Source organism: Methanothrix soehngenii GP6, from assembly GCF_000204415.1.
In the GTDB taxonomy this organism is placed as follows: Archaea; Halobacteriota; Methanosarcinia; order Methanotrichales; family Methanotrichaceae; genus Methanothrix; species Methanothrix soehngenii.
On the sequence record NC_015416.1, the window covers coordinates 166,533 to 187,098 of the forward strand.

21 protein-coding genes are annotated in these 20,566 nt (G+C 46.3%); 16 read left to right on the forward strand and 5 right to left on the reverse strand.

Going from position 1 to position 20,566, the window contains the following annotated elements:
• The first annotated feature begins 45 nt into the window (after positions 1-45).
• Positions 46-555: a hypothetical protein gene (locus MCON_RS00755; protein ID WP_013718142.1), complete on the forward strand. Its 510-nt coding sequence runs from the start codon at positions 46-48 to the stop codon at positions 553-555.
• 192 nt (positions 556-747) lie between these two features.
• Here the strand turns inward: MCON_RS00755 and MCON_RS15005 are convergent, their stop codons facing one another.
• The 3 genes from MCON_RS15005 to MCON_RS00770 all read right to left on the reverse strand — a co-directional run bounded on the left by MCON_RS15005 (position 748) and on the right by MCON_RS00770 (position 2,623).
• Positions 748-1,212: a PIN domain-containing protein gene (locus MCON_RS15005; protein WP_320353585.1), complete on the reverse strand. Its 465-nt coding sequence runs from the start codon at positions 1,210-1,212 to the stop codon at positions 748-750.
• Positions 1,196-2,296, reverse strand: a complete 1,101-nt coding sequence (locus MCON_RS00765; RefSeq protein ID WP_013718144.1) for an RNA-guided endonuclease InsQ/TnpB family protein — start codon at positions 2,294-2,296, stop codon at positions 1,196-1,198. Before MCON_RS00765 ends, MCON_RS15005 begins: the two co-directional genes overlap by 17 nt.
• Positions 2,297-2,431: 135 nt before the next feature.
• The gene (locus MCON_RS00770) at positions 2,432-2,623 is read right to left on the reverse strand and encodes an antitoxin family protein (RefSeq protein WP_013718145.1); all 192 of its coding nucleotides are present in this window, start codon (positions 2,621-2,623) and stop codon (positions 2,432-2,434) included.
• Positions 2,624-3,406: 783 nt separating this feature from the next.
• On the opposite strand from MCON_RS00770, the gene MCON_RS00775 reads away from it, so the two are divergent.
• From MCON_RS00775 to MCON_RS00815, 9 genes are all read left to right on the forward strand, one after another.
• On the forward strand, positions 3,407-4,993 hold the full coding sequence (locus tag MCON_RS00775) for a Hint domain-containing protein (RefSeq protein WP_013718146.1): 1,587 nt from the start codon (positions 3,407-3,409) through the stop codon (positions 4,991-4,993).
• Positions 4,990-5,373 (forward strand): hypothetical protein, encoded by a 384-nt coding sequence (locus MCON_RS00780; RefSeq protein ID WP_048131602.1) that lies wholly within the window; start codon positions 4,990-4,992, stop codon positions 5,371-5,373. The genes MCON_RS00775 and MCON_RS00780 overlap by 4 nt, the downstream gene beginning before the upstream one ends.
• A gap of 60 nt (positions 5,374-5,433) precedes the next feature.
• On the forward strand, positions 5,434-6,669 hold the full coding sequence (locus MCON_RS00785; RefSeq protein WP_013718148.1) for an IS701 family transposase: 1,236 nt from the start codon (positions 5,434-5,436) through the stop codon (positions 6,667-6,669).
• A gap of 207 nt (positions 6,670-6,876) precedes the next feature.
• Positions 6,877-8,406: a LamG-like jellyroll fold domain-containing protein gene (locus tag MCON_RS00790; RefSeq protein WP_157863603.1), complete on the forward strand. Its 1,530-nt coding sequence runs from the start codon at positions 6,877-6,879 to the stop codon at positions 8,404-8,406.
• A gap of 33 nt (positions 8,407-8,439) precedes the next feature.
• Positions 8,440-9,660: an ISL3 family transposase gene (locus MCON_RS00795; protein WP_013718150.1), complete on the forward strand. Its 1,221-nt coding sequence runs from the start codon at positions 8,440-8,442 to the stop codon at positions 9,658-9,660.
• Entirely contained in the window at positions 9,657-11,408 is a 1,752-nt protein-coding gene (locus MCON_RS00800; RefSeq protein ID WP_013718151.1) for a hypothetical protein, read from the forward strand. The genes MCON_RS00795 and MCON_RS00800 overlap by 4 nt, the downstream gene beginning before the upstream one ends.
• A 296-nt stretch (positions 11,409-11,704) precedes the next feature.
• Complete coding sequence (locus tag MCON_RS15880) at positions 11,705-12,037, forward strand: glycerophosphodiester phosphodiesterase family protein (protein ID WP_013718152.1); 333 nt, start codon at positions 11,705-11,707, stop codon at positions 12,035-12,037.
• Positions 12,038-12,073: 36 nt separating this feature from the next.
• Positions 12,074-12,364: a P-loop NTPase family protein gene (locus MCON_RS00810; protein ID WP_013718153.1), complete on the forward strand. Its 291-nt coding sequence runs from the start codon at positions 12,074-12,076 to the stop codon at positions 12,362-12,364.
• 30 nt (positions 12,365-12,394) lie between these two features.
• Positions 12,395-13,981 (forward strand): TrkH family potassium uptake protein, encoded by a 1,587-nt coding sequence (locus MCON_RS00815; protein ID WP_048131607.1) that lies wholly within the window; start codon positions 12,395-12,397, stop codon positions 13,979-13,981.
• A 251-nt stretch (positions 13,982-14,232) separates the two neighbouring features.
• On the opposite strand, the gene MCON_RS00820 is transcribed toward MCON_RS00815, so the two are convergent.
• Together MCON_RS00820 and MCON_RS00825 are read right to left on the reverse strand one after the other, a co-directional pair.
• Positions 14,233-14,832 (reverse strand): hypothetical protein, encoded by a 600-nt coding sequence (locus tag MCON_RS00820; RefSeq protein ID WP_013718155.1) that lies wholly within the window; start codon positions 14,830-14,832, stop codon positions 14,233-14,235.
• A 16-nt stretch (positions 14,833-14,848) separates the two neighbouring features.
• Complete coding sequence (locus tag MCON_RS00825) at positions 14,849-15,364, reverse strand: helix-turn-helix domain-containing protein (protein WP_013718156.1); 516 nt, start codon at positions 15,362-15,364, stop codon at positions 14,849-14,851.
• A 141-nt stretch (positions 15,365-15,505) separates the two neighbouring features.
• On the opposite strand from MCON_RS00825, the gene MCON_RS00830 reads away from it, so the two are divergent.
• The 6 genes from MCON_RS00830 (at position 15,506) to MCON_RS15445 (ending at position 20,525) form a co-directional block, all read left to right on the forward strand.
• Entirely contained in the window at positions 15,506-16,729 is a 1,224-nt protein-coding gene (locus MCON_RS00830; RefSeq protein ID WP_013718157.1) for a cysteate synthase, read from the forward strand.
• 89 nt (positions 16,730-16,818) lie between these two features.
• Complete coding sequence (locus MCON_RS00835) at positions 16,819-17,604, forward strand: ATP-binding cassette domain-containing protein (protein ID WP_048132734.1); 786 nt, start codon at positions 16,819-16,821, stop codon at positions 17,602-17,604.
• Positions 17,601-18,299 carry a GTP-binding protein gene (locus tag MCON_RS00840; protein ID WP_013718159.1) on the forward strand — a complete coding sequence of 233 codons (699 nt, stop codon included), beginning with the start codon at positions 17,601-17,603 and terminating at the stop codon, positions 18,297-18,299. Before MCON_RS00835 ends, MCON_RS00840 begins: the two co-directional genes overlap by 4 nt.
• A complete protein-coding gene (locus tag MCON_RS00845) occupies positions 18,271-18,951 on the forward strand; it encodes a (Fe-S)-binding protein (protein WP_013718160.1) in 681 nt (226 codons plus the stop codon). Before MCON_RS00840 ends, MCON_RS00845 begins: the two co-directional genes overlap by 29 nt.
• 217 nt (positions 18,952-19,168) lie before the next feature.
• Positions 19,169-20,236: a hypothetical protein gene (locus MCON_RS15885; protein WP_013718161.1), complete on the forward strand. Its 1,068-nt coding sequence runs from the start codon at positions 19,169-19,171 to the stop codon at positions 20,234-20,236.
• A 124-nt stretch (positions 20,237-20,360) separates the two neighbouring features.
• Positions 20,361-20,525: a hypothetical protein gene (locus tag MCON_RS15445; protein ID WP_013718162.1), complete on the forward strand. Its 165-nt coding sequence runs from the start codon at positions 20,361-20,363 to the stop codon at positions 20,523-20,525.
• Positions 20,526-20,566: the final 41 nt, after the last annotated feature.

A 20,566-nucleotide genomic window follows, 5' to 3' on the forward strand; every position in this document is an offset into this window, starting at 1 on the left:
CCCCTTGCCTCGTCCTGATATCCCCGAAGCACCCTGTTCTCCATCATGGAGATCGAACTCTGCCCGGCCGTCTCTCTCCTCCCCGAGACCTTCAACGTCCTGGTCGCCCCGGTGGAGCTGATGGCCGGAGCTATCAACAGTCACCCCGAATTGCAGCGCTATAAGATCCTCTTCATCAGCGGCAACTACTCCCGCATCCTCAGCCGGCTTAACCGGAACATCACCGAGCTGGACGTGCGCCGAGCCTTTACCTCCTTCCAGCTCATGACCATACTGGAGGAGAACCACCACAGCTTTCTGATCGTGGAGCACGACCCCTTACTCTACGAGGACTCTCAGGGGATGGTGGGCTACCTGGCCCAGGCCCTCAAGCAGACCTCCAGAGAGGCAACCATTCTTCTCTATGCGCCTGCGCTGGATCCCCATCTAGAGAAGATGACCGAATTGGCCGACCGTGTGTTCTGCATCTACAATGAGCCGGCTGAGGCAAAGGGCCAGGGGAAGGCAAAGGCGAGGATGGCCGGAGAGCAGAGAACGCTGGAGGCGTACTCGTGAGGAGAGTGTAACTCCTTTCCTCCAGGCCGTGAGAATTGTGAAATGACCTGCATTTCCATAGGCAGAACAGGAAACTCTCAAGAGTATTAGCAGTTTTTGAATGACCTCTGCTTTCAAGCTCTAGAACTGGGTCCTGGAGTTCGAGCAGAGCTTTTGGCTACAGTCATCTTTCGATCAGGAAGAATACAGATGTCATTGCTTCTTACCGATTATCTTCAGCCAATCAACTCTTGAGAAGTCACTATCAAATGTGGCAATCTTGGAGATCTCATGCTTAAGACAGGTGGAAGCGATCAATGCATCATTGGGCAATAAATTGTATCTGATCATGATACCCTTCCACTCATTCAGGTCATCATTAATAGGAAGAATTGAGACCTCCCGCTCTTCAATAAGCCTGAACAATAGATCCAAATCCTCCTTAAAGGGACCATAACCTCTTTGAACAATGGCCTTGCGAAATTCGGAGTAGTTCTTGGTCCCATATCGTTCTTTGCTGAGCTTGCGAAGGGATACGAAGACTAGTTCGCTCAAAACCGTTGATGATGTCGCCAGATCGGATGGCATCAAAATTATCTCTTGAGCGGATTTGCTGAATTTCGTTTGCAGTGACCACTCCCGCCAATGAATTGGCGGGCATCTAGGCTTTCGCCACAGACTGTAGCCCCAGTCTGAGAATGTTCTTAGCTGCATTAAGATCTCTGTCCATCGACAATCCACAATAGGGACAACTATGGACTCTGACGGATAGATCCTTTTTGACTGTTTGACCACAGCAAGAGCACATCTGAGATGTATTCAATGGATTGACAAGTACAACCTTCCTACCAGCCTCTACCGCTTTGTATGAAGTGTATTGTACAAGCTTGTTCCATGATGCATCCAGAATGCTTTTTGCCAGGTTGTGATTTTGAGTCATGTTTTTTATATTCAAGTCTTCAAAACATATTATGCCATAAGAGGTTACAAGCATGTGACTGAGTTGCTGAGCAAAATCCTCTCGCCTGTTAGCAATCCGTTCATAGAGATGGTTGACTGATTTATTTGCTTTATTTCTCTCTTGAGAACCTTTGGGCAGCTTATCGCGTTTGCTTTGGGCTTTCTTGAGCATTCCTTCATCTGCTAAGAGGAACCGAGGATTTTCTATGAACTCGCCATTAGACAATACAGCGAAGTTTGTAATCCCCACGTCAATCCCAACTACCTTATCAGAAGGTTCAATAACATGATCAATCGACTCTTCGACCAGGAAAGAGACATACCATTTATTGGTAGCAGATCGATGAATGGTTAACCTTTTAACAAATCCTTCGATAGGCCTATGCAACTTGAATTTGATATCTCCTATCTTGGATAACCAGAGTTTATCACCGTCTATGGAAAAACCACTTTGAGGATAACTGATGCTATCGTATCTGTTCTTTCCCTTAAAACGAGGATAGCCAGGCTTTTCGCCTGATTGAACTCTGCGAAAGAATGCCTTGAAAGCCAGATTAACTCTGAGAACAACGTCTTGCAGAACCTGAGAATAAACAGATCTCAGTTCCGGCTTAGACTCTTTCCAAATTGGAAGCATTCTCTTGGATTCAAAGTAGCTTACTGATCTGCCTTCTTGCTCGAATGCATTCTTTCGCATAGCCAGCGTTTCGTTGTAGACCCATCGGCAAAGCTCTAGCTGCTCATTAAGTTTTGTAACTTGAGCTTTTGTCGGTCTGAGTCTATACCGAAACACTTTAGCCATTATGATATTAATATGCTGTGCCGGCTAATGAGTCTTTTGGTCTATAAGTACGGGCTGTATCCCGCCTTTGAAAAGGCGGGGATTAGCCCTGATTTCGTCCTAAAACGCTGTATAGCACATTTGTATCTAGAAAGATCACATCTGGGCCTCTTCTTCAAACTCTTCAAACTCTTCTACAGAGCCTTCGCCAAATGCCCCGAGAAAATCGGAGATATTGAATCTCTTTATCGTGAGCTTCAGCCTCTCTCCCTCCTTAAAATCTACCTCGTGGAGCGGCTTTAGGACGCCACGTTCATAGATGCATTCGATGGTCTTGGATGTGCTCATAATTTGCCCATGGATCTATTTAGCTTGCCGGCTTAAATACTCTTCCCGCTCAAGGCCAGCTGGGGCAAAGGGCCGGGGGAAGGCAGAGGCGAGGATGGCCGGAGAGCAGAGAACGCTGGAGGCGTACTCGTGAGGAGAGTGCAACTCCTTTCCTGCCTCCAAGGCATTATCGCAAAGCGCGAGGAGAGTTCGGAGAGTGGCTTAAGCAGGAAGTAGCCAAAGCAGCCGAGGACCATGGATGCGAATTGACTTGAGGTATATCAGAGCCAGCCAATTTGCAGAAGATTCGGTACACTGCCTTATATCCTGAACCAGCCGTCCAGGCTTGAATGGCAAGCAAAATAATTTCGGGACTCTACAGAAGTTAAACACTTGCAAAAAGTTTTATATATTATGAAGTGATAAACAATGACGGTTGTAAAAAATCTTTGATGCTGGATGGAGGGATTGAGTAGCCCTGCAAATGAAAACGCTTGCATAGGCCCTATCTAGGCCTTTATTTTTGTATCGCTGCAGTGAGTCAAACACTCCCTGCCCAGAGGATAAGGCTAGATGTCAGAAGATCTCTAAGTTTAAATTTGATCTAAGTCATTGACACGAGATAGACACACAATGCATTGCTGAAGTCGGTTTCATCGAAGCATAGTGATCTCATCGCTCTTCGTCACATCGAGCAGATCGAGGTTATCAGTGAGTGGCTCTTGTCTCTGGGCATGAGGGATCCAAAGAATCAGTGACAACAGCAAAAATGGATTAGAGGATATCAGATGAGAGAGATATTATATGGCATATGATATTAAAAGTCATTCAAGAGCTATTAACAGAATAGTCTCCGACCGTTCAGAACGACGAGGAACAGTTTTCCTGAATTTCGCAAACGAAGATCACTACCGTTGCATTAGCGAGATGTTCGGTGGCGAAGACTACTTTAAGAAGGAATTTCCCCGTCATTATTTGCTTGCGCAGAAGACCAGGCAGGATCATGCAGCAAACAAGGCGGTAACAGCCGAATCCGACCAGCAGGGATTTAGAGACTATACAGAAGTGCTTGATGTTTCTTACAAAAAAACCGATAGGCAGCTTTATTCCTGTGGCTACGCGAACCTGGTTGGAAAGGCAGATAAGATATATCAAATCCTTTATGTCTTTAGAAATGATGAGCTCATTGACAATAATGAGTCTTTCAGCTTTGAAAGCAATTATAACTTCATAGATAAGACTACAATTGACATCGACCCTCTAGGCGGCCAGAAGGATGAGCTAACGATTATAATCAATACTACATGGATACCAGAAAGAAAAGATGTTCTCTTTTCAGCCATCAGCTATGATACCAGAGATTCACTCAAATCAACGCTGGACGAGGTAGTCAAGGATATTGAGGTCGTAGACCCGAGACATAAGGCATCAATTCCAGATGAAGACATTCTAGTGGCCTATGGCCGGAGTGCACCAAATCTTGATTATAGCTATCCCGAGCACCGTATAGAGCAAAATCAGAGTGTCTATCTTGAGAATCGCGGAAAAGTGACACTAAATGATGGCGTTAAATTCATGGGAGGCGAAATGAAGAAGACGCTTGTTGTGCTGAATCATACTGATAAAGGCTCTATCTTGTATTCGCCGCCTATCCCGGAGAATGCAATAAGCAGGATAGACGATACACATTTCGAATGGAATATCGATGAAGACTGGGATAATCAAATTCCAGAAAGCGTCATTGCTGGCACCAGGAGTTACAAATATGGATTACATTTATTTTTTTACGCGCTAGGACCGGGCGATGATATCCCAAAACTGTTTCAGATTCTTGTATCCAGCCTTGAGAAGCCCCCGAATCCCCATTACAAGCATATATCATGCATAAAACTTCAGTGGGGATGTTTGGCTGAAGACAGCCTTGTTAGGATGGTTGATGGCAGCACGAAAACAATTCGAGCTATTGCCATTGGAGACAGGGTTATGGGTTTGGGGGGCAAGTCACTGAGCGTGACAAATGTCTGGACCGGTATGGAAAAAGAGATCCTGCGAATTATAATGGAAAAAGGGAATGAAATAAGTGCTACCGAAAAGCATCCCTTTATGACAAGGGAGGGAATGAAACCTATTATTAGCCTGAGTATCGGCGATGAGCTGCTTATGGAAGATGGCAATTACTCCGCCATAGATCAATGTTATCCGGAGCCATACGGGCGCACTGTCTACAATCTGGATGTTGAAGGCGGCGGTCCATTCATCTGTAATGGCTTTGTTGTAGGCGACAACACGATCCAGAATTCATGTCAGATTCCGGCGAATGAGGCCGAAACGGATCCAGCTATCTTGATTGAAGCTGAAAAACTGAAATCGATATACAGCAGGATAAAATGAACAGGGAGGAAACCACAATGCCGGACTATAATGTAAACCGTAATTCCATGAATGCTTTAAAGACCACGAGCAGTAGTTATATGCAGCATAACGCGATTCCGAGCCTGTTCTTCAATGGAGAAAATAATTTTTCAGTTGAGGTATTCTTCTATCTTAAAAGCAAAGAGCCTAGGTCAATCCTATATGGACAGCAGGGAAAATTTGAACTTGGAGTTGACAATGGTCAGATATTTCTGAATGCACCGGGATTCTGCAATTTTATTGTGCCTGAAGATATAGTAACGCTCCTATCCGGAAACTTTTATTTTATTGCGCTCACCTACTGTACTTTCCAACTTTTCGCTTTATTTATAATATACACTGATTATTTTAAATCTTAAACGTGATCTTAAAATTTAAAGTTTTTATACTTGGATTGATTTTACTCGCATGGGAGTAGAATGATCAAAATAGTAAAGGCACCATTACAATTAGAGCCGTTCTTGAATAATTTTGAGGACCTCTTTACCAAACCGAGCTATTGCTCATTTCGCGACCTATGCGGGGCGCTGAGCGTATGTGATAAATCCAAGACCGTTGCCAACCTATGTGATACTATGGCGGATTGCAGTAAAGGTAAAAAATCACGTTCTTCGTATAATTGGTTTTTAAGCGATGCTAATTGGGATGAGAATGAGGTTGCGCAGCGCAAAGTAGATCTTTTCATCGATAAATTATGTTTAAAAAGTAATGATAAAATACTATTAATAATTGATGACACATATAAAGAAAAGAATGGAATCCAAACGGATGGTGTAGGTAGATTTTACGATCATAGTAAAGAATCCTACATTTGGGGTAACAATTTTGTTACATCTGTTATCCAGTCAAAGGGATTATTCATCCCCCATAAAGCTAAGATGTACTTCAAGAATAGCGACGAATGTGTGAATTTCAAGACAAAGCTGGAAATTGCCTTTGATGAGATAATTGAACCATTGAAGGTCCCAAAAGGAATGAACCTCTGTATAGTTTTCGATAGCTGGTGGTCATCCGAAGAATTAATTAATAAATGCATAAATTTAGGGCACAGCGTAGTTTGCCAAATCAAATCCGATAGAAAAGTTGGGATAAATAACATCATGAATTTCCAAGTTAGGGAAATGGCAAACCAAATTGATGAAAAGCATTTTACCAAGACAATTATCAATGTCCGAGGAAAGAAAAAGACCTATTACACATTTGAAAAGAATGTCATAATTGATCGCATCGGAGAGGTCAAACTTGTTATCTCCAAAAGAAAAAGAGACGGAGTAACAAAGTATATCATAAGCACCGATAAATCCCTTTCTCCGAAAGAAGTCATATCTATCTATGAGGATAGGTGGGATATCGAAACAGCCCACCGAGAAATAAATCAAAAATTGGGATTCAAAGATTATCAATTACGGGATAAAAACACTATTGAGAGATTTATCCAACTTGTCTTTTCAGTATGGGCTGCAATTCTCTTCTGGGAAATGGACAATCCACCAGCAAAAGACGGCTCAAATCCAAGAACAATGGGCGAGATGATCGATCAAGTAAAAATGCAGGCACTCGGAGAAACATTTGAATACATTATGATATATTTTAATTTGCCTGTGCCGAAAGGCGGACTACTTCATGTGCTTAAGGGTCTAGGATTAAAAATTTAATGTTGAATATGTTATGAATAATAAAAAATTAGGAGAAACTTGGAAAGTACAGTCACCTATAACGGTAGCAAGATATCGCTTTTTTTACAGGGTTACAAGATTTTTGAGACCGACAAAATTGGCGTCTCGGCAAGATCGCAGGACCCTCTCTGCATCGGGAGAGGAATATCGGGTTACATCTGTACAATAAGAGTGTTTTCAGAGATTTTGGCAGACGAACAAATTCTGTCGGATAATCTCAATGAGCTTGCAGGCGGAGATTCCTGCGTAGCATGGCTTGTGTTTTCAGATAATCAGCCGATTGATAAAAGCAAAAATAAGCTGGCCATTTCTCTGGTTGGCGAAGGCACCTGGGTTGTTAACTTGGTGGCCTGCTCAAGCTTCTCCGGCATGGGATGCGCCCAACTAAAAAACAAAGTGAGTAAAAATTATGATGAGTTTACAGTCCTGGGCAAGGTATATCCGCTGTTTACCTCAAACGACGAGATGGTGATCTACACTAGCCGGAGCGCTACTGATGGATATACAGTTTTACTTAGAAGACAAGAGGACTACAATTACAGGCTGGTGTTCAAGGCAGCAAGCGGCGAGCTGATATCCTTAAAAGAGGTTAGAGCAAACCGATGGTTTGACTTTGCGATTACACTGTTGTCGGGAAAAATCACACTGTATATCGATGGTGCCAATGCGGGCGAAATGAGCATCTCCTCCATCAATCTGAAAGGCGACGCAAACGCTCTCATTGGCACAGGCTACGATGATGGATATATGGATTATAAGAAGGGTTTTTCAGGTTATATCGATTATATAGCCGAGTTCGAAAAGGCACTGGATTCAACAAGGATAGAAGGCTATGTAGACAATCCGCCTTTCATATTTGACAAGGACTTGATCTCGTCCATGAGTCTCAATTCCGCAACTCCATCGGAGCTTGCTTATGATGAGCCTATCTGGGCACATGGCGATTTTCAGTACGTCTTGGCTGAATCGACCAATCCTACAAACTCGCCTAAGGGGATTCAGTACTTTTATCCAACGGAAATAGATCCTCTTTGGAGCAGGCTGAGTCAGGAAGATCAATGGAAGATCAATTATTACTGCACATACGTTGATACCATTATCAATGATGTATTAGGTCTTGCTCAGCAACATGATAGCAACATGGTCGGCATGGATCCAGATCTGGCCCGAACCGGCACCACCGGTCTGGTGAGAAGACGGGCGGCTGCCCGCGTCAATTTGCGTCAGCCCAATCCGGAAAATGTAGAAGTTGAAATGCAGCCATTGCTGAGGCATCGCGGCAATATTCAAAACCGAAGGGTGCCTAGGATTCCTCACAACGGGTTTAACGGCGCGGTCGGTGGAGGAGCTGCAGCAATGGGTGCAGGCGCTGCAGGATCTGTTTCTGGCAGCGGCACCTTCGTGGCGGCCGTTGCAGCAATAGGCGTTTTCGTGACAGCCGCCGTGGTTCTTTTTACTATATTTTATGATCGTCCTGAACCCGTTAAATCGGATATCAGGATCAAATCCCTGCGGTTCAACAGCGACGGAGACAGCACAATCGGTAGTCTGAATTGCAGAAAAGACTCGGCAACAACCGTGCCGGTTAGAGCTGTGAAGAATCCCTCCGGGAAAATAGAAATTACCGGAGTTTTTGTCCCCGCTGATCTGACTAAAATAAATTTAATAGCAGAAGTTTATTGGGCTCCTCGCTATTCTCTGTGGGTAGCTGGTTAAGTCTTTATAGCAACTCATGCTAGAAAATTAGCCGTGTCAATCTCCCAGGAAGCCCTATTTAAGATAGCATTGAATCTTGAAGATCCTTGGTACATCAAGACGATAGATTTCAGTGCCGAAGGAAAGCAACTTGATATACACGTTGACTTCGAACCAGGCAGCAAATTTCCTTGTGCGAAATGCGGCAATCCAGGTTGCAGCGTGCATGATACTATCGAAAGAACCTGGCGACATTTGAACTTCTTTCAGTTTAAAACCTATATCCACTGTCGTGTCCCTCGCACGATCTGTGAAGACTGCGGAGTGAAGCAGTCAAAGGTTCCCTGGGCAAGAAAAGGTAGCGGTTTCACCTTGCTTATGGATTCTCTGATAGTCCTTATGGCTCAATACATGACTGTTACTGCTATTGCTGAAATGATTGATGAACATGATACTCGGATATGGAGAGTCCTGCAACATTATGTCGCAGAAGCTAGATCCAATGAGGACTTTTCAATGGTCAAATCAATCGGAGTTGATGAGACATCAAGAGCTAAAGGACATAAATATGTTTCAGTATTTATAGATCTAGATGAGTCGAGAGTTATCCATGTATGCGAAGGAAAAGATGCCTCAACTATCGGATCGTTTAAAGATGATCTAGAGCAGCATAACGGATCTAGCGAAAATATTGAAAATTTCTGCTGCGATATGTCGCCAGCTTTTATATCTGGTATAGAGAATAGTTTTCCTAATGCATCGATAACGTTTGATAAATTCCATGTTATGAAATTGATGAATGAAGCTGTTGATAAAGTCAGACGTGAGGAACAATCACACAATGCTTTGCTGAAAAGAACAAGATATATCTGGCTCAAAAATCCCGAGAACCTCACAGCCAATCAGAATAAGATGCTAACGCCACTAAAAAGCATCCGATTAAAAACGATGAGAGCTTATAATATTAAATTAGCCCTTCGCGACTTTTGGAGCTATGAATATCGGAAATCCGCCGAGGACTACCTCAAACGCTGGTATTATTGGGCTACGCATAGCAGACTCGATCCTGTGATCGAATGCGCTAAAATGATAAAGAATCACTGGAATGGCGTGACTAATTATATTAAAACAAAAATCGATAATGGTATCCTGGAAGGAACAAATAGTCTGATTCAGGCTGCAAAGGATAGCGCCAGAGGTTTCAGATCAACAAAAAATTTCATTACTATTATTTATATCAGGACAGGGAAACTCAAATTCAATTTACCCACATGAAACAGCGAGGAGCCGTTTATTGTGAAGGTGGAAGCAGTCTATCCGGAAGAATCAAGGCAAAAGAAAGCACCCCGATTATTGGTGATTTGACTTCCGACGAGTTCACAATAAATGCCGGAGATACAAAGAACATCACCATTAATATTGACGCCGCAAAACTGAAAGACGCATCGCAGAACAAGGTAAAGAACTTTGGAGCCAACTGGGAGTGGACTTTTGTAAGAGGCACGGATGAAACCTTTTTAATTAATTCATCCCAGAACATCTATACGGTTATCGCCAGGCCGCTGTCTCCGTGGATCTGCACCAGCCAACCATACGATGAAGGAGAGATCGGATACATATGGACCGACCTTCTTGATGTTTGTTGTAGTGCATATAAGTCTAATCCCAAATCCGGTCTGCCTAACGATTTAGAGCATGTTCGTGCCTATACGCTGGAGCTCAACAACAATAGAGCCTTTAAATATGACGTTGACGGCGGTGGCGCTTCATACTACACTACGGATTTACAAATGATCAAGCTGCAAAAATACCTGAAGGACAGAATGGGCACTTCTGCAAAAGTCTTGAATTGCACCGATTGTGCAAATATTGTGGCAACGGAAGCTGTCGCATCGGGAATTGACTGCACTATGGGTATCATGACGGGGCTATCGGGTTTTGCCTGCAATCAGATTCAGGCCATAGGCTATACAGTCTGGAAGTTTCCCTTTGAGTTCTTTGTGTTTAGCTGGACGAATGTACCAGGAATTCATGATGATCGACTCAGGAAGTATCTTAAAGAGAGACATCATATTGATTGGATATCCACAGCAATAATTTCCAAAAGCAACGACGGCAAGACCATTTATTTATCTCAAGATGCTAAAACTCTTTCACTTACTCTGAATGATGAAGTATCAGAAGTACTATGTAGCTTTACGAATAGACTCATCGCGAGGATGGAGAATGGTGAGCTAAAAATATTTGATAAAGGCGGATTCTCTTATCATCAGGTAGCCGTTATAGGAAGTGCCGTCAGATCCAAGCAATCCTCAGTTTTTGACGCCTGCCTGAAGCTGGATGAGGGATCGTATCCTGGAAAGAGTGAATCAAATACATATACTAAAAAGCCAATGCTTCCGATAAATTATACTTTTTCCGAAACCGAAGACCTTTATGTGAATGTTCCAGTGACCACCCCCTATAACAGGCCATATTACAGGGAAAGGCTTGTAGAAGATAGATCCCTCTGCAGTTGGCTCTCGTGCCCTATACCGGTAGCTGGCATAGCCACCACTACAACAATAACAATAGCAAAAGAGGCTATGTACATGGAAGGTAACGGATATCATGAATACTTTGATATTGTAAAAAAGCGGTTTGGATTGGATGAAAATCCTTTGCCCAAGAAGCCCGGACTTTCTGTTGAAAATGCTTTCCCAGATTTCAAAAAAATTCCGGGAATAGACCAGTTCGAGCTTGAGGAGGACTATGGGGAGCAGAAGGTTTATTCGGCGATCCGGGATGGGAATAAATACAGAGTGGATATCCACAAAGCCGCTGATGAGCAAAAGGCCTATTTGGTTTTGATAAGAAGGCTGGCATTTATTCAAAATCCCGGAATCAATAGGCACAACGATCTAGGAGATATTGCTTTTACCATCGATGATTCTTATGCAATTGCCGTCAGAAACAACGTCGTTATCACCGTTTCCGGCAGAGGGGCAGTCCAATTTGCAAAAGAAATCATGGAACAGCTGTAATGATATGATTAAATACGGGTCCTAAGGCCCCTTCTCTTTCAAGGTCCTGCATAAATCCCGCCCTTCCTTTGGTACAGCTGGTGGACACCGGAAACAACATCGATACCGGTGAGAATTACAGCTCCATAGAAATGGCGCAAGGGAACTCCGGTCTTCAGGCCGGAGAGGAATTGCGCCTGTCACCTCCACCAACTCACAACGTATTTATGCTCATAGTGATATCTCCTATCTTGGGAGAAACTGTTTCCAAGACACTCCTAATTTACTGCATTACGGTGCAGTGGGCATCAGTCAGTATGCCCCGAAGCCTCGATATAACCAGGAGGCAAGCTCCGGTCTTCAGGCCGGAGAAGCTGACGGTAACTCAGGAAGGCTTGAAGGAGATCGCCACCTTTGCCGATGGCGTTGGCCCGTATAAGATGTACATCGAGGCCAACCCCGAGCTGGTTCAGTGGGCCCACGACGATGGTCTCCAGGTCCACACCTGGACGATGCGCGCCGACAGCCTGCCTGAGAAATATTCGGACTTCACCGAAGAGCTGAACCAGTTCTACTTTGTATACGGAGTGGATGGGCTCTTCACCGACTTCACAGACAGGGCGGTTGCGTTCCTGCAGTCAGCAAATTGATCCTGGATTGGATCATCTTCGGCTTGGCTGAGGCCAATGCTTGAGATAATCCCAGCCAACTCTTTTTCCGGCACCTATCATTCGGCATCGGCCAAAAGCTCTCTACAAAAAGCCACCCTGGTCAGGACGGCAAAAGCCGAGGACGATGAGTGGGACCTCTGCGAAAAGATCAGCGAGGCACCCAGCTTAAACGTCTATGAGCTGGCAAAGCGGATGGACTGGTCTACCCATCGTTCAGTAATTTTGTGCCCAGATTGGTCGGAGACGCGCGTCGAGGCTGTCTTAGCCATATCTTTTACTCCAGCTGAACGCAACGATCGAGCTTAAATATGGCAAAGTAGGAAACTGCATTCCTCAATGAAGATCCGTGTAGTGCTGGACATTCTAGGCCTCATGCTGGTGCTCTTAGGGTCCTTGATGTTGATACCGGGAATTGTAGCTGCAATTTATAAAGAGCCCGCCGGAGTAATGGCTTTCGGTCTTTCTTCCTTTATCACAATTTCAGCAGGCCTAATAATCAGACGCATTGGCGAGAAAGGAGAGGTGACAAACAAAGAGGCTTTTGTAATTGTGGCTCTCGCCTGGCTCTTGGCAACGATCTTCGGATCATTACCATTCATATTTCTTGGATTGGATGAAACCGATTCGCTCTTCGAAACCATGTCTGGATTCACAACTACAGGTGCCACTATTCTAACTGAATCGGATTCGCATGGATACTGGATCATTAACTCGACAGCGGCAGATAATAGTCTTGCCCACAATTTGATACTTACTCTATTCAAATCTCCTGAAGTGCTATTATCAGGAATTGGGAAGATATCGACATCCGATTCGGGTTTCAATAATTACGTCGAGAGCACTTTTTATGGCTTGCTCTTTTGGAGGGCTTTTACTCAGTTGTTAGGCGGCATGAGCATCATCCTGCTTTTCATTGCTATCCTGCCCCATCTTGGGGTAGCAGGCAGGCAGCTCTACTATGTTGATACTAGTCGGGAAGCCTTGACTCCCAGAGTGAGGAGCACGGCCAAGATCTTTTGGGGTATATATCTGGGTTTCGTAGCTCTACAGACGATTTTGCTCTGGTCCGCTGGAATGTCCTTGTACGATTCGCTTTGCACCTCTTTTACTACTATATCAACCGCAGGATTTTCGCCGTTATCCGCAGGTATAGTTGCTTACGACAGCGTATTGATCGAAGCAATTTTAATAATATTCATGATTGTAGGGGCGACCAACTTCATTTTGCATTATCAATTTATATATAAAAACGATTTTTTATGTTATTTCAAGGATCCTGAATTCCGATTATATTTATTTCTTCAAGCCACGGCCACAGCACTGATTGTTCTATGGGGCGGTGTAGATGGAGGCGTCCTGCATAGAATTCGCCTTGCTGGATTCCATGTAGTGTCAGTAGGAACCACTACGGGATTCACAAATACTTTCGACTATGCCCACTGGTCTTCAGCGGCCAATATGGTTATTATTATGCTAATGTTGATTGGCGGATGCGCTGGAGCAACCGCAGGCGGCATTAAAGTTCTTCGGGTGCTCTTGATAAAGAAGTATGCTCGCCGAGAGTTGATGAAGATGCTCCATCCAAAGGCAGTTATTCCCATAAAGCTCAATGATATTTCAGTTTCTGAGGGGGTATTGATATCTGTTTTGTTCTTCACGATAATATATCTGATTATCTTTTTTGCCTGCTCCCTGTTATTGACGATAACTGAATCTGGAAATCAAAATTTCGATCTTTTATCTGCAATATCGGCTGTGGCCACCTGCATGGCCAGCGTAGGGCCAGGGCTTGGTGTAGTGGCTTTGGATTTTTCCCAAGTCACTCCTGTGGGAAAAATGATTGCGATCTTCTGTATGTACATCGGGAGAATGGAAATCCTGCCGGTGATGCTCTTATTCATCCCGAACCTGTGGAAAGACTAGAAATGGAAATTTGAATTCTCCAAAACCCTTTTCTCCTATGCAGGAGGCTTAACAGATATGCACGAACATGATAAACCACTAGATAAAGATTCGGTGAAATCTCTATTAAAGTGGAGCCTCGAGCATAACGGCTCAGGGCGATGATGAGTTGCAGCAGCATTCGAAAGACGATCAAACCAGTAAGTGTGGATTTTTGCAGTATTCAGTAACATTGAGTTTTAACTTCTCGATTTCTGCCTTATCACAATCACCTATAAACTAATCCACGGCTCGCTCTGGCTGGTTATTGTTCGATCTGCCAGGCCGGAGATCAGGTCATACAATATATCCATGGGCGGCTCATCGGAATTGACTGCTTTCCCTGTCAGGGGATCGATATAGGAATATGCCGTCCTTCCCGTTTTATCATCCTGATAGCTGTAGTAGGTGAATATAGGATGCTGGGTGTCTGGATTCAGGTAGGTGTAGGTCTTCTTGCCGGTGAATGGATCCATATATTCCAACAAAGGCAATCCGGTATCTGGATCGGTATAAGCATCATCCAGCCATTCGCTGAGGTTCAGCTTGCCCTGAATATAGTTGGGATCGGCAATCAAATTGCCGTCCTCTATCCTGCTCCCTCGGGGGGCACCTCCCCAGTTCCAAAGATTGCTGCTGTTGTTCTCGCCTGTGCTAACGTTGCTTTTCTGAACTGGCTGAGGATTCTCGGCCTTGAAGCTCTCAATCCAGTCCCTGGCAAATTCGCCGCTCACGCTCTGGAATTCAGGTGCATTCTGGGAGCTGCAAGTGACTGCAAGGAAAAACAGCAGTGAAGTGATCAATATTGCCGCTACAGCAGGGATATTTTTCATTTCAATCCATCCTATCCTATTCGATCTTCCTGGCGGCAACCTCAATCGCCCGGACGACGCTCTCTTGCGGTATTATGGTAGCTACAGGAATGGTGAGCAGCTTTTCCACCGTAGGGCTGACGATAGGAGCGCAGACCAGAGCCGAGGCTCCATCCCTCTCCGCCCTCACCGCGGCAATTATGGCCTCCTCGATGTTGGTTGCCGAATACTCTCTCAATGTCAGCAATCGGTCTCCTATCTTCATCTTCTTCTCGCTGATCTTGTCCAGGACCGGCCGGGCGGCAATGATGGCGATGAAGTCCCCTCCCGAGCCCTCCATCTGGCGGATGGTCTTCACAATCTGGCGCAAAGTGGTGATATTCGGCTCCCGGTGGCCGGAAAGGATCTTATAAAGAGTGCTCTGGGGTATCTCAGAGATCCGGGAGAACTCACGCGCAGAGAGCCCCAGCTCCCCGATAACCTCTTTTAAGGTGTCACGCAGGCTCTCATCCGACTGGAAGGCAGATCTCATAACCCTTTCCACATTTGGCATACTATTGGGTATGCAACAGCTAATATTTGTACTTTTGGGATATAACCTAAACGTGCTCGCCGGATATAATTCTTGTACAAAAAGGATAAAATTTGGTCGCAAATAGAAAATGTTATATTCCCTTTGGTTAAGGTATCTCTCATGGGAGAATATCTGCTCAGATGCGTGAGCGATGGATCGGTTCGGCCTCCATATTCACTTAGCTGCCCTCATGATAGCTCGCTGTTGCGCGCGGAGTACAAATCCAGACAGCTGGAGATAAAGGACCTTCCCGGTATCTGGCGATTCATTGACTGGCTTCCTGTCAAGGGGATTATTGAGAAAGCAACCGGAAGGTCGGTGACCTACAAAAGCCAGGGGCTGGCAAGGGAGCTGGATCTAGAGAACCTTTATATCAGCTTCAATGGCTACTGGCCGGAGAAGCATGCAAGTTTGCCCACCTGTAGCTTCAAGGACCTGGAAGCTGCGCCAACCATGCAGATGCTCCTGGATAAGGGGGAAAGGTCATCACTGGTGGTGGCCTCAGCAGGAAACACCGCCCGCGCATTTGCCCATATAGCATCTCTGACTGGCCAGGAGCTGGTCTTATTTGTTCCGGAAAAAGCTCTGGAAAGAATGTGGACGATTGTACCACCAGGGAGAATAACTCTGATCGCAGTCAAAGGCGATTACCTTGATGCCATTCAGATGGCAGAGAAGGTGCAATCCCGAAAGGGTTTCACCCCCGAGGGAGGGGCGAGGAATATCGCCCGCCGGGATGGAATGGGAACGGTGATGCTGGATGCAGCGGTAACAATTGGACGCACGCCCGATCACTATTTCCAGGCGGTGGGAAGCGGCACTGGAGGCATATCCGCCTGGGAGGCCAGCCTGCGGCTGAAAAACGATGGCCGGTTCCACCCGGAACTTCCTTTGCCCAGGCTGCATCTGGCCCAGAATATACCCAATGCCCCCATCTACTATGCCTGGAAAGCTCTGGAGCCCGAGCCGTACCAGGAGGAGATGTTCGATGATGTCCTGTTCAATCGCAAGCCTCCATTGGACATGCCCGGCGGAGTCAGAGACGCCCTGAAGGCCACGGAGGGCATGGTTTACGGAATCACAGACAGAGAGGCCAGCAAAGCCAGGGACCTATTCGAGCAGTCTGAGGAGATAGATATTCTCAATGCCCCTGCCGTTGCTGTGGCCGCGCTGCAAAAGGCGATAGAAGCGAAGAGCGTCTCCTCAAAGGATATCATACTTCTCAATATAACCGGCGGCGGCATGGCAAGGATGAAAGAGGATCATTCCCGCCATATGCTGCAGCCGGATGTTGCAGTCTCCTCTTGGGAGGATGCAGCCCTATTTCTGGAGGAAGGATCGTGAGCCAGACTATTAGCAATACAATGAGCCGGATAAAGATAGCTGATATAGCTGATATAGCTGATATAGCTGATAAGCCGATGGGCACTGCAATGAGCCAGGCAGCGGTCCGCGATAAGACCAACAGTCAGCCCTTGACGCTCACCGTTCAGGGTGGAGTGGACAAGTGCGGCCACCAGGATCTTGTCCATGAGATAGAGATCTCCCGGGGAGAGATAATAGGAATCGTAGGGCCCACGGGCTCAGGCAAGAGCACTCTTATCTCCGATATAGAGCAGTTTGCTCTAGGAGATACCCCCACTGGGCGCAGCATTCTGATCAATGGCCAGGTGCCGAAAAACGAGCAGCGTTATGACCCGAGAAAGAAGCTGGTCGCCCAGCTCTCCCAGAATATGCACTTCCTGGCGGACATGCAGGTGGGAGAATTCCTGCGGATGCATGCCAAGTCTCGGGGCAAAGATCCTAATCAGGCGGACAAAGTCATCGAGCTGGCCAATACCCTGACCGGTGAGCCCATAAGCCCCGAGTTTCAGCTCACCATTCTCAGCGGCGGCCAATCCCGGGCCCTGATGGTGGCGGACATTGCTGTTATCAGCGACTCGCCAATAGTATTGATAGACGAGATCGAGAACGCGGGAATAAAAAAGCAGGAGGCATTGCGCCTCCTTTCCGGCGAGGGAAAGATAGTGGTGGTGGTAACTCACGATCCTATGCTGGCCCTGATGGCCACCCGCAGGATTGTGATGAAAAACGGGGGCATGACCAAGGTCATCAGCACCAGTAACGAGGAGCAGAGGATCTTTCTGGATATCGAGAGGGTAGACGGCTGGCTCACCGGCCTGCGTGAGACCATCCGTCAGGGCGAGGTAGTAGCTTGAAGATGGTGGTGGTGGCGGGGACGCCGGGATCGGGCAAGACATCAGTTCTCATGCATGCGGTAAAGGATCTGATCAAGGCAGGAGCTGCTCCTGCTCTGGTGAAGATCGACTGCATGTGGACCGAGGACGACCTCCGCTTCAAAAGGCTCGGCCTGCCCGTAGCCGTGGGCCTGTCAAAGGATATGTGTCCCGATCACTATGCCATCTACAATGTGGATGAGATGCTCGGCTGGGCAAAGGAGCAGGGGGCGGGAATCCTGCTAAACGAGACTGCCGGCCTCTGCTTGCGCTGCGCTCCTTATCCGGATCAAGCTCTGGCCATCTGCGTGATCGATGTCACCACCGGCCCCAACAGTCCGCTGAAGGTGGGGCCGCTCCTCACTACCGCCGATGCTGCGGTCATGACCAAGGGCGACCTCGTCTCCCAGGCGGAGAGGGAGGTCTTCAGAGAGCGCATCCTGGAAGCAAATCCCGGTTGCCGGATCATCGAGGCAAACGGCCTGACCGGCAAGGGCTCCTCTGAATTCGCCGAGCTGATCTTGAGCTGGCCGGAGATCTCGGGAGTGATGACCTTGCGGCATAATCCTCCTTTAGCCATCTGCACCTTATGTACCGGCGAGTTGCGCGTCTCCAAGGAGCACCACAGGGGAATGCTCCGTCATCTGGATGGATTCATGGAGTACACCGGCGAATGATGAGGTTGATGAGGTTTGGAGGATCGTGAAGCGGATTGAGAAGCTCCTGCCGGGGTACAACTGCGGGGAGTGCGGATTTTCCAGTTGCCGGGAGTTTGCCGGAAAGCTGGTGGATGTGGCAGGCCTTGTGAGGTGTCCCATCCTCAAGCAGGAGAGGTTCAGTGGCAGGGCGGAGGAGATTGCCGGCCTCCTCGGCTCTTCGGAGAGGACAGAGGAGATAGTAGGCGTTTTGGATGGTCTTATGGCTGACTTCTCTCTATCACCCCTTCCAGGGGAGCCATCCTGCCGGGAGGACCTGCATCCCTTCAATCCCGAGGCCCGGCTTGAGGAGGGCGACATCTTCCGCTACCGGCCGCTGGGCTGTCCCATCACTCATTTTGCCAAAGTGCTCAAATCCAGCCAGGGCGTCGTTACCGTCCATCTGATCGGGCCGGTTCATCTGCTCCTGGGATTGCCTGCGCCCGAGGACATTGGCATATGCCTGGTTTTGGCCTTCGAGGGCACAATATGCCGGGGCAGGAGGCCGGAGGTGGGGGAGACGGTGCGATTTCTGCCCGAGCACTGCATGATGCAGAAGGTGCACTCGGGAGTGGTGGTGCACTCGGAGGGGGAGAGGTTGAGGATAGAAGGGATTGATTTGAAGGTGTGGTAGATAGAGAGCCTCCCGCAAGGAAGCCTAAGAAATAGAGTCGATGCAACTTGACAAAATAATGATTCTTTGCATAGCTTCTAATCCGTCTGCAATAATAGTAAAGGACGGCCTTAATTTTTAGCTCGAACTAACTGAATGTGGGTTTATACGGCAAATCAACTTCCAACATGGCAAAATAGTTATATATCTAATCAGTACCATAATTATTAATGGTGATATGATGGGCATTCTGAGTCAAAAATATTACATAAATTGTTTTTTATTTTTAATAGTTATATCTTCAACGATAGTGTTTTGTGAAGCCATAGATGATAGGATCTACGATGACGATGAGAACTCTCGCTCTGAGGCTGTGGATTTCGGCACGAATTGCATGCGAGGACCAGTAACAAGTATGACCCCCCCAATAACTCAGAATTTCATTATGAAAATAGGCGCTACTATAGAGCAGAGGAATGCAAGAGATGTATACATCAAAGGCTTCGGAAATATGACATTATTGTTTGAGCCAACAGCTAATCCAGATAAGCTTAATGTTAAACTTACAGATATACGTCTGGAGATCTATCCTTTTAATCTACCATTGCCACCAGGTAGTCCACAGAAGATTATTAGATCTAATCGAATTGCATTGGATGGAAGTAACTTCGATATCAAGGCTTTCAATGGAACTTTAGATCGGAGAACAAAGAAGGTGGCCTTGAAATTTGTCATCATTCTGGATCCTGATAAGATCCCAGAAATGAAGGCGCTTGGAATTAGAGAACCTTTAAAGGCGATAGCCATTGAGGAAGGCACTATGGATATCGAAAAAGGTCTTATTGCTACTTATTCAGAGCCATTTAATCTGGGCTCCGGTCCCCAATACATAACCGTGTCAGGAGATCAATTCAGTAGCTGTAAACCCGCCTTTTCAGATTGCTCTTCAGATCCTCTCAGTTGCTGTTCCGGGAGTTGCGTTTTTGGCATATGTGATTGTATTGAGGTTGGAGAAAGAATACCATCTGGATCTTCCGAGGATGTCTGTTGCTCAGGAGATGCAAAGGCGAATTTATGCTGCGCTAAAGATGGGATGGAGACTGATGAATCATATAATTGCTGCGAAGGTCTTACTTATTCAAGAAGATCCGGGCGTTGTCTCACTCCAACCGATGCATGTATAGAAGATGGCTGCCAATGGACAAGATCATCTTGTTCTTGTGAAGAAAGAGATTGTTTGCGGAATCCTTATTGTGTATGGACTGGACGAGATTGTTATTGTGAAGACATGCCTGAGACGGGGTAAGTGAACGAATCAGGTAGAGCCTACTTATTTTATTTTTTCCCTGATAACCAATGGCGTGGATTCTGGCAAGGGCTATTCGGAGCTGGCGGATTTGATAACGAGTTAGCCAGATCTATGCCTGGTTTTGGCCTTTGAGGGAACTGTCTGCCGGGGCAGGAGGCCGGAGGTGGGGGAGACGGTGCGATTTCTGTCCGAGCACTACATGATGCAGAAGGTGCACTCGGGAGCGGTGGTGCACTCCGAAGGGATGCGAGGGAGGATCGAGGGAATCGATTTGAAGGTGCATTGATATAATCTAAAATTTTTTATTTAAATTCCGTTTGCCAAGCC

Coding starts and splice junctions, on each gene's coding strand:
- MCON_RS00755 (WP_013718142.1), top strand. CDS start 46: ATGGAGATCGAACTCTGCCCGGCCGTCTCTCTCCTCCCCGAGACCTTC.
- MCON_RS00765 (WP_013718144.1), bottom strand. CDS start 2,296: ATGGCTAAAGTGTTTCGGTATAGACTCAGACCGACAAAAGCTCAAGTT.
- MCON_RS00770 (WP_013718145.1), bottom strand. CDS start 2,623: ATGAGCACATCCAAGACCATCGAATGCATCTATGAACGTGGCGTCCTA.
- MCON_RS00775 (WP_013718146.1), top strand. CDS start 3,407: ATGGCATATGATATTAAAAGTCATTCAAGAGCTATTAACAGAATAGTC.
- MCON_RS00780 (WP_048131602.1), top strand. CDS start 4,990: ATGAACAGGGAGGAAACCACAATGCCGGACTATAATGTAAACCGTAAT.
- MCON_RS00785 (WP_013718148.1), top strand. CDS start 5,434: ATGATCAAAATAGTAAAGGCACCATTACAATTAGAGCCGTTCTTGAAT.
- MCON_RS00800 (WP_013718151.1), top strand. CDS start 9,657: ATGAAACAGCGAGGAGCCGTTTATTGTGAAGGTGGAAGCAGTCTATCC.
- MCON_RS15880 (WP_013718152.1), top strand. CDS start 11,705: ATGCCCCGAAGCCTCGATATAACCAGGAGGCAAGCTCCGGTCTTCAGG.
- MCON_RS00810 (WP_013718153.1), top strand. CDS start 12,074: ATGCTTGAGATAATCCCAGCCAACTCTTTTTCCGGCACCTATCATTCG.
- MCON_RS00815 (WP_048131607.1), top strand. CDS start 12,395: ATGAAGATCCGTGTAGTGCTGGACATTCTAGGCCTCATGCTGGTGCTC.
- MCON_RS00820 (WP_013718155.1), bottom strand. CDS start 14,832: ATGAAAAATATCCCTGCTGTAGCGGCAATATTGATCACTTCACTGCTG.
- MCON_RS00825 (WP_013718156.1), bottom strand. CDS start 15,364: ATGCCAAATGTGGAAAGGGTTATGAGATCTGCCTTCCAGTCGGATGAG.
- MCON_RS00830 (WP_013718157.1), top strand. CDS start 15,506: ATGGGAGAATATCTGCTCAGATGCGTGAGCGATGGATCGGTTCGGCCT.
- MCON_RS00835 (WP_048132734.1), top strand. CDS start 16,819: ATGAGCCAGGCAGCGGTCCGCGATAAGACCAACAGTCAGCCCTTGACG.
- MCON_RS00845 (WP_013718160.1), top strand. CDS start 18,271: ATGGATTCATGGAGTACACCGGCGAATGATGAGGTTGATGAGGTTTGG.
- MCON_RS15885 (WP_013718161.1), top strand. CDS start 19,169: ATGATGGGCATTCTGAGTCAAAAATATTACATAAATTGTTTTTTATTT.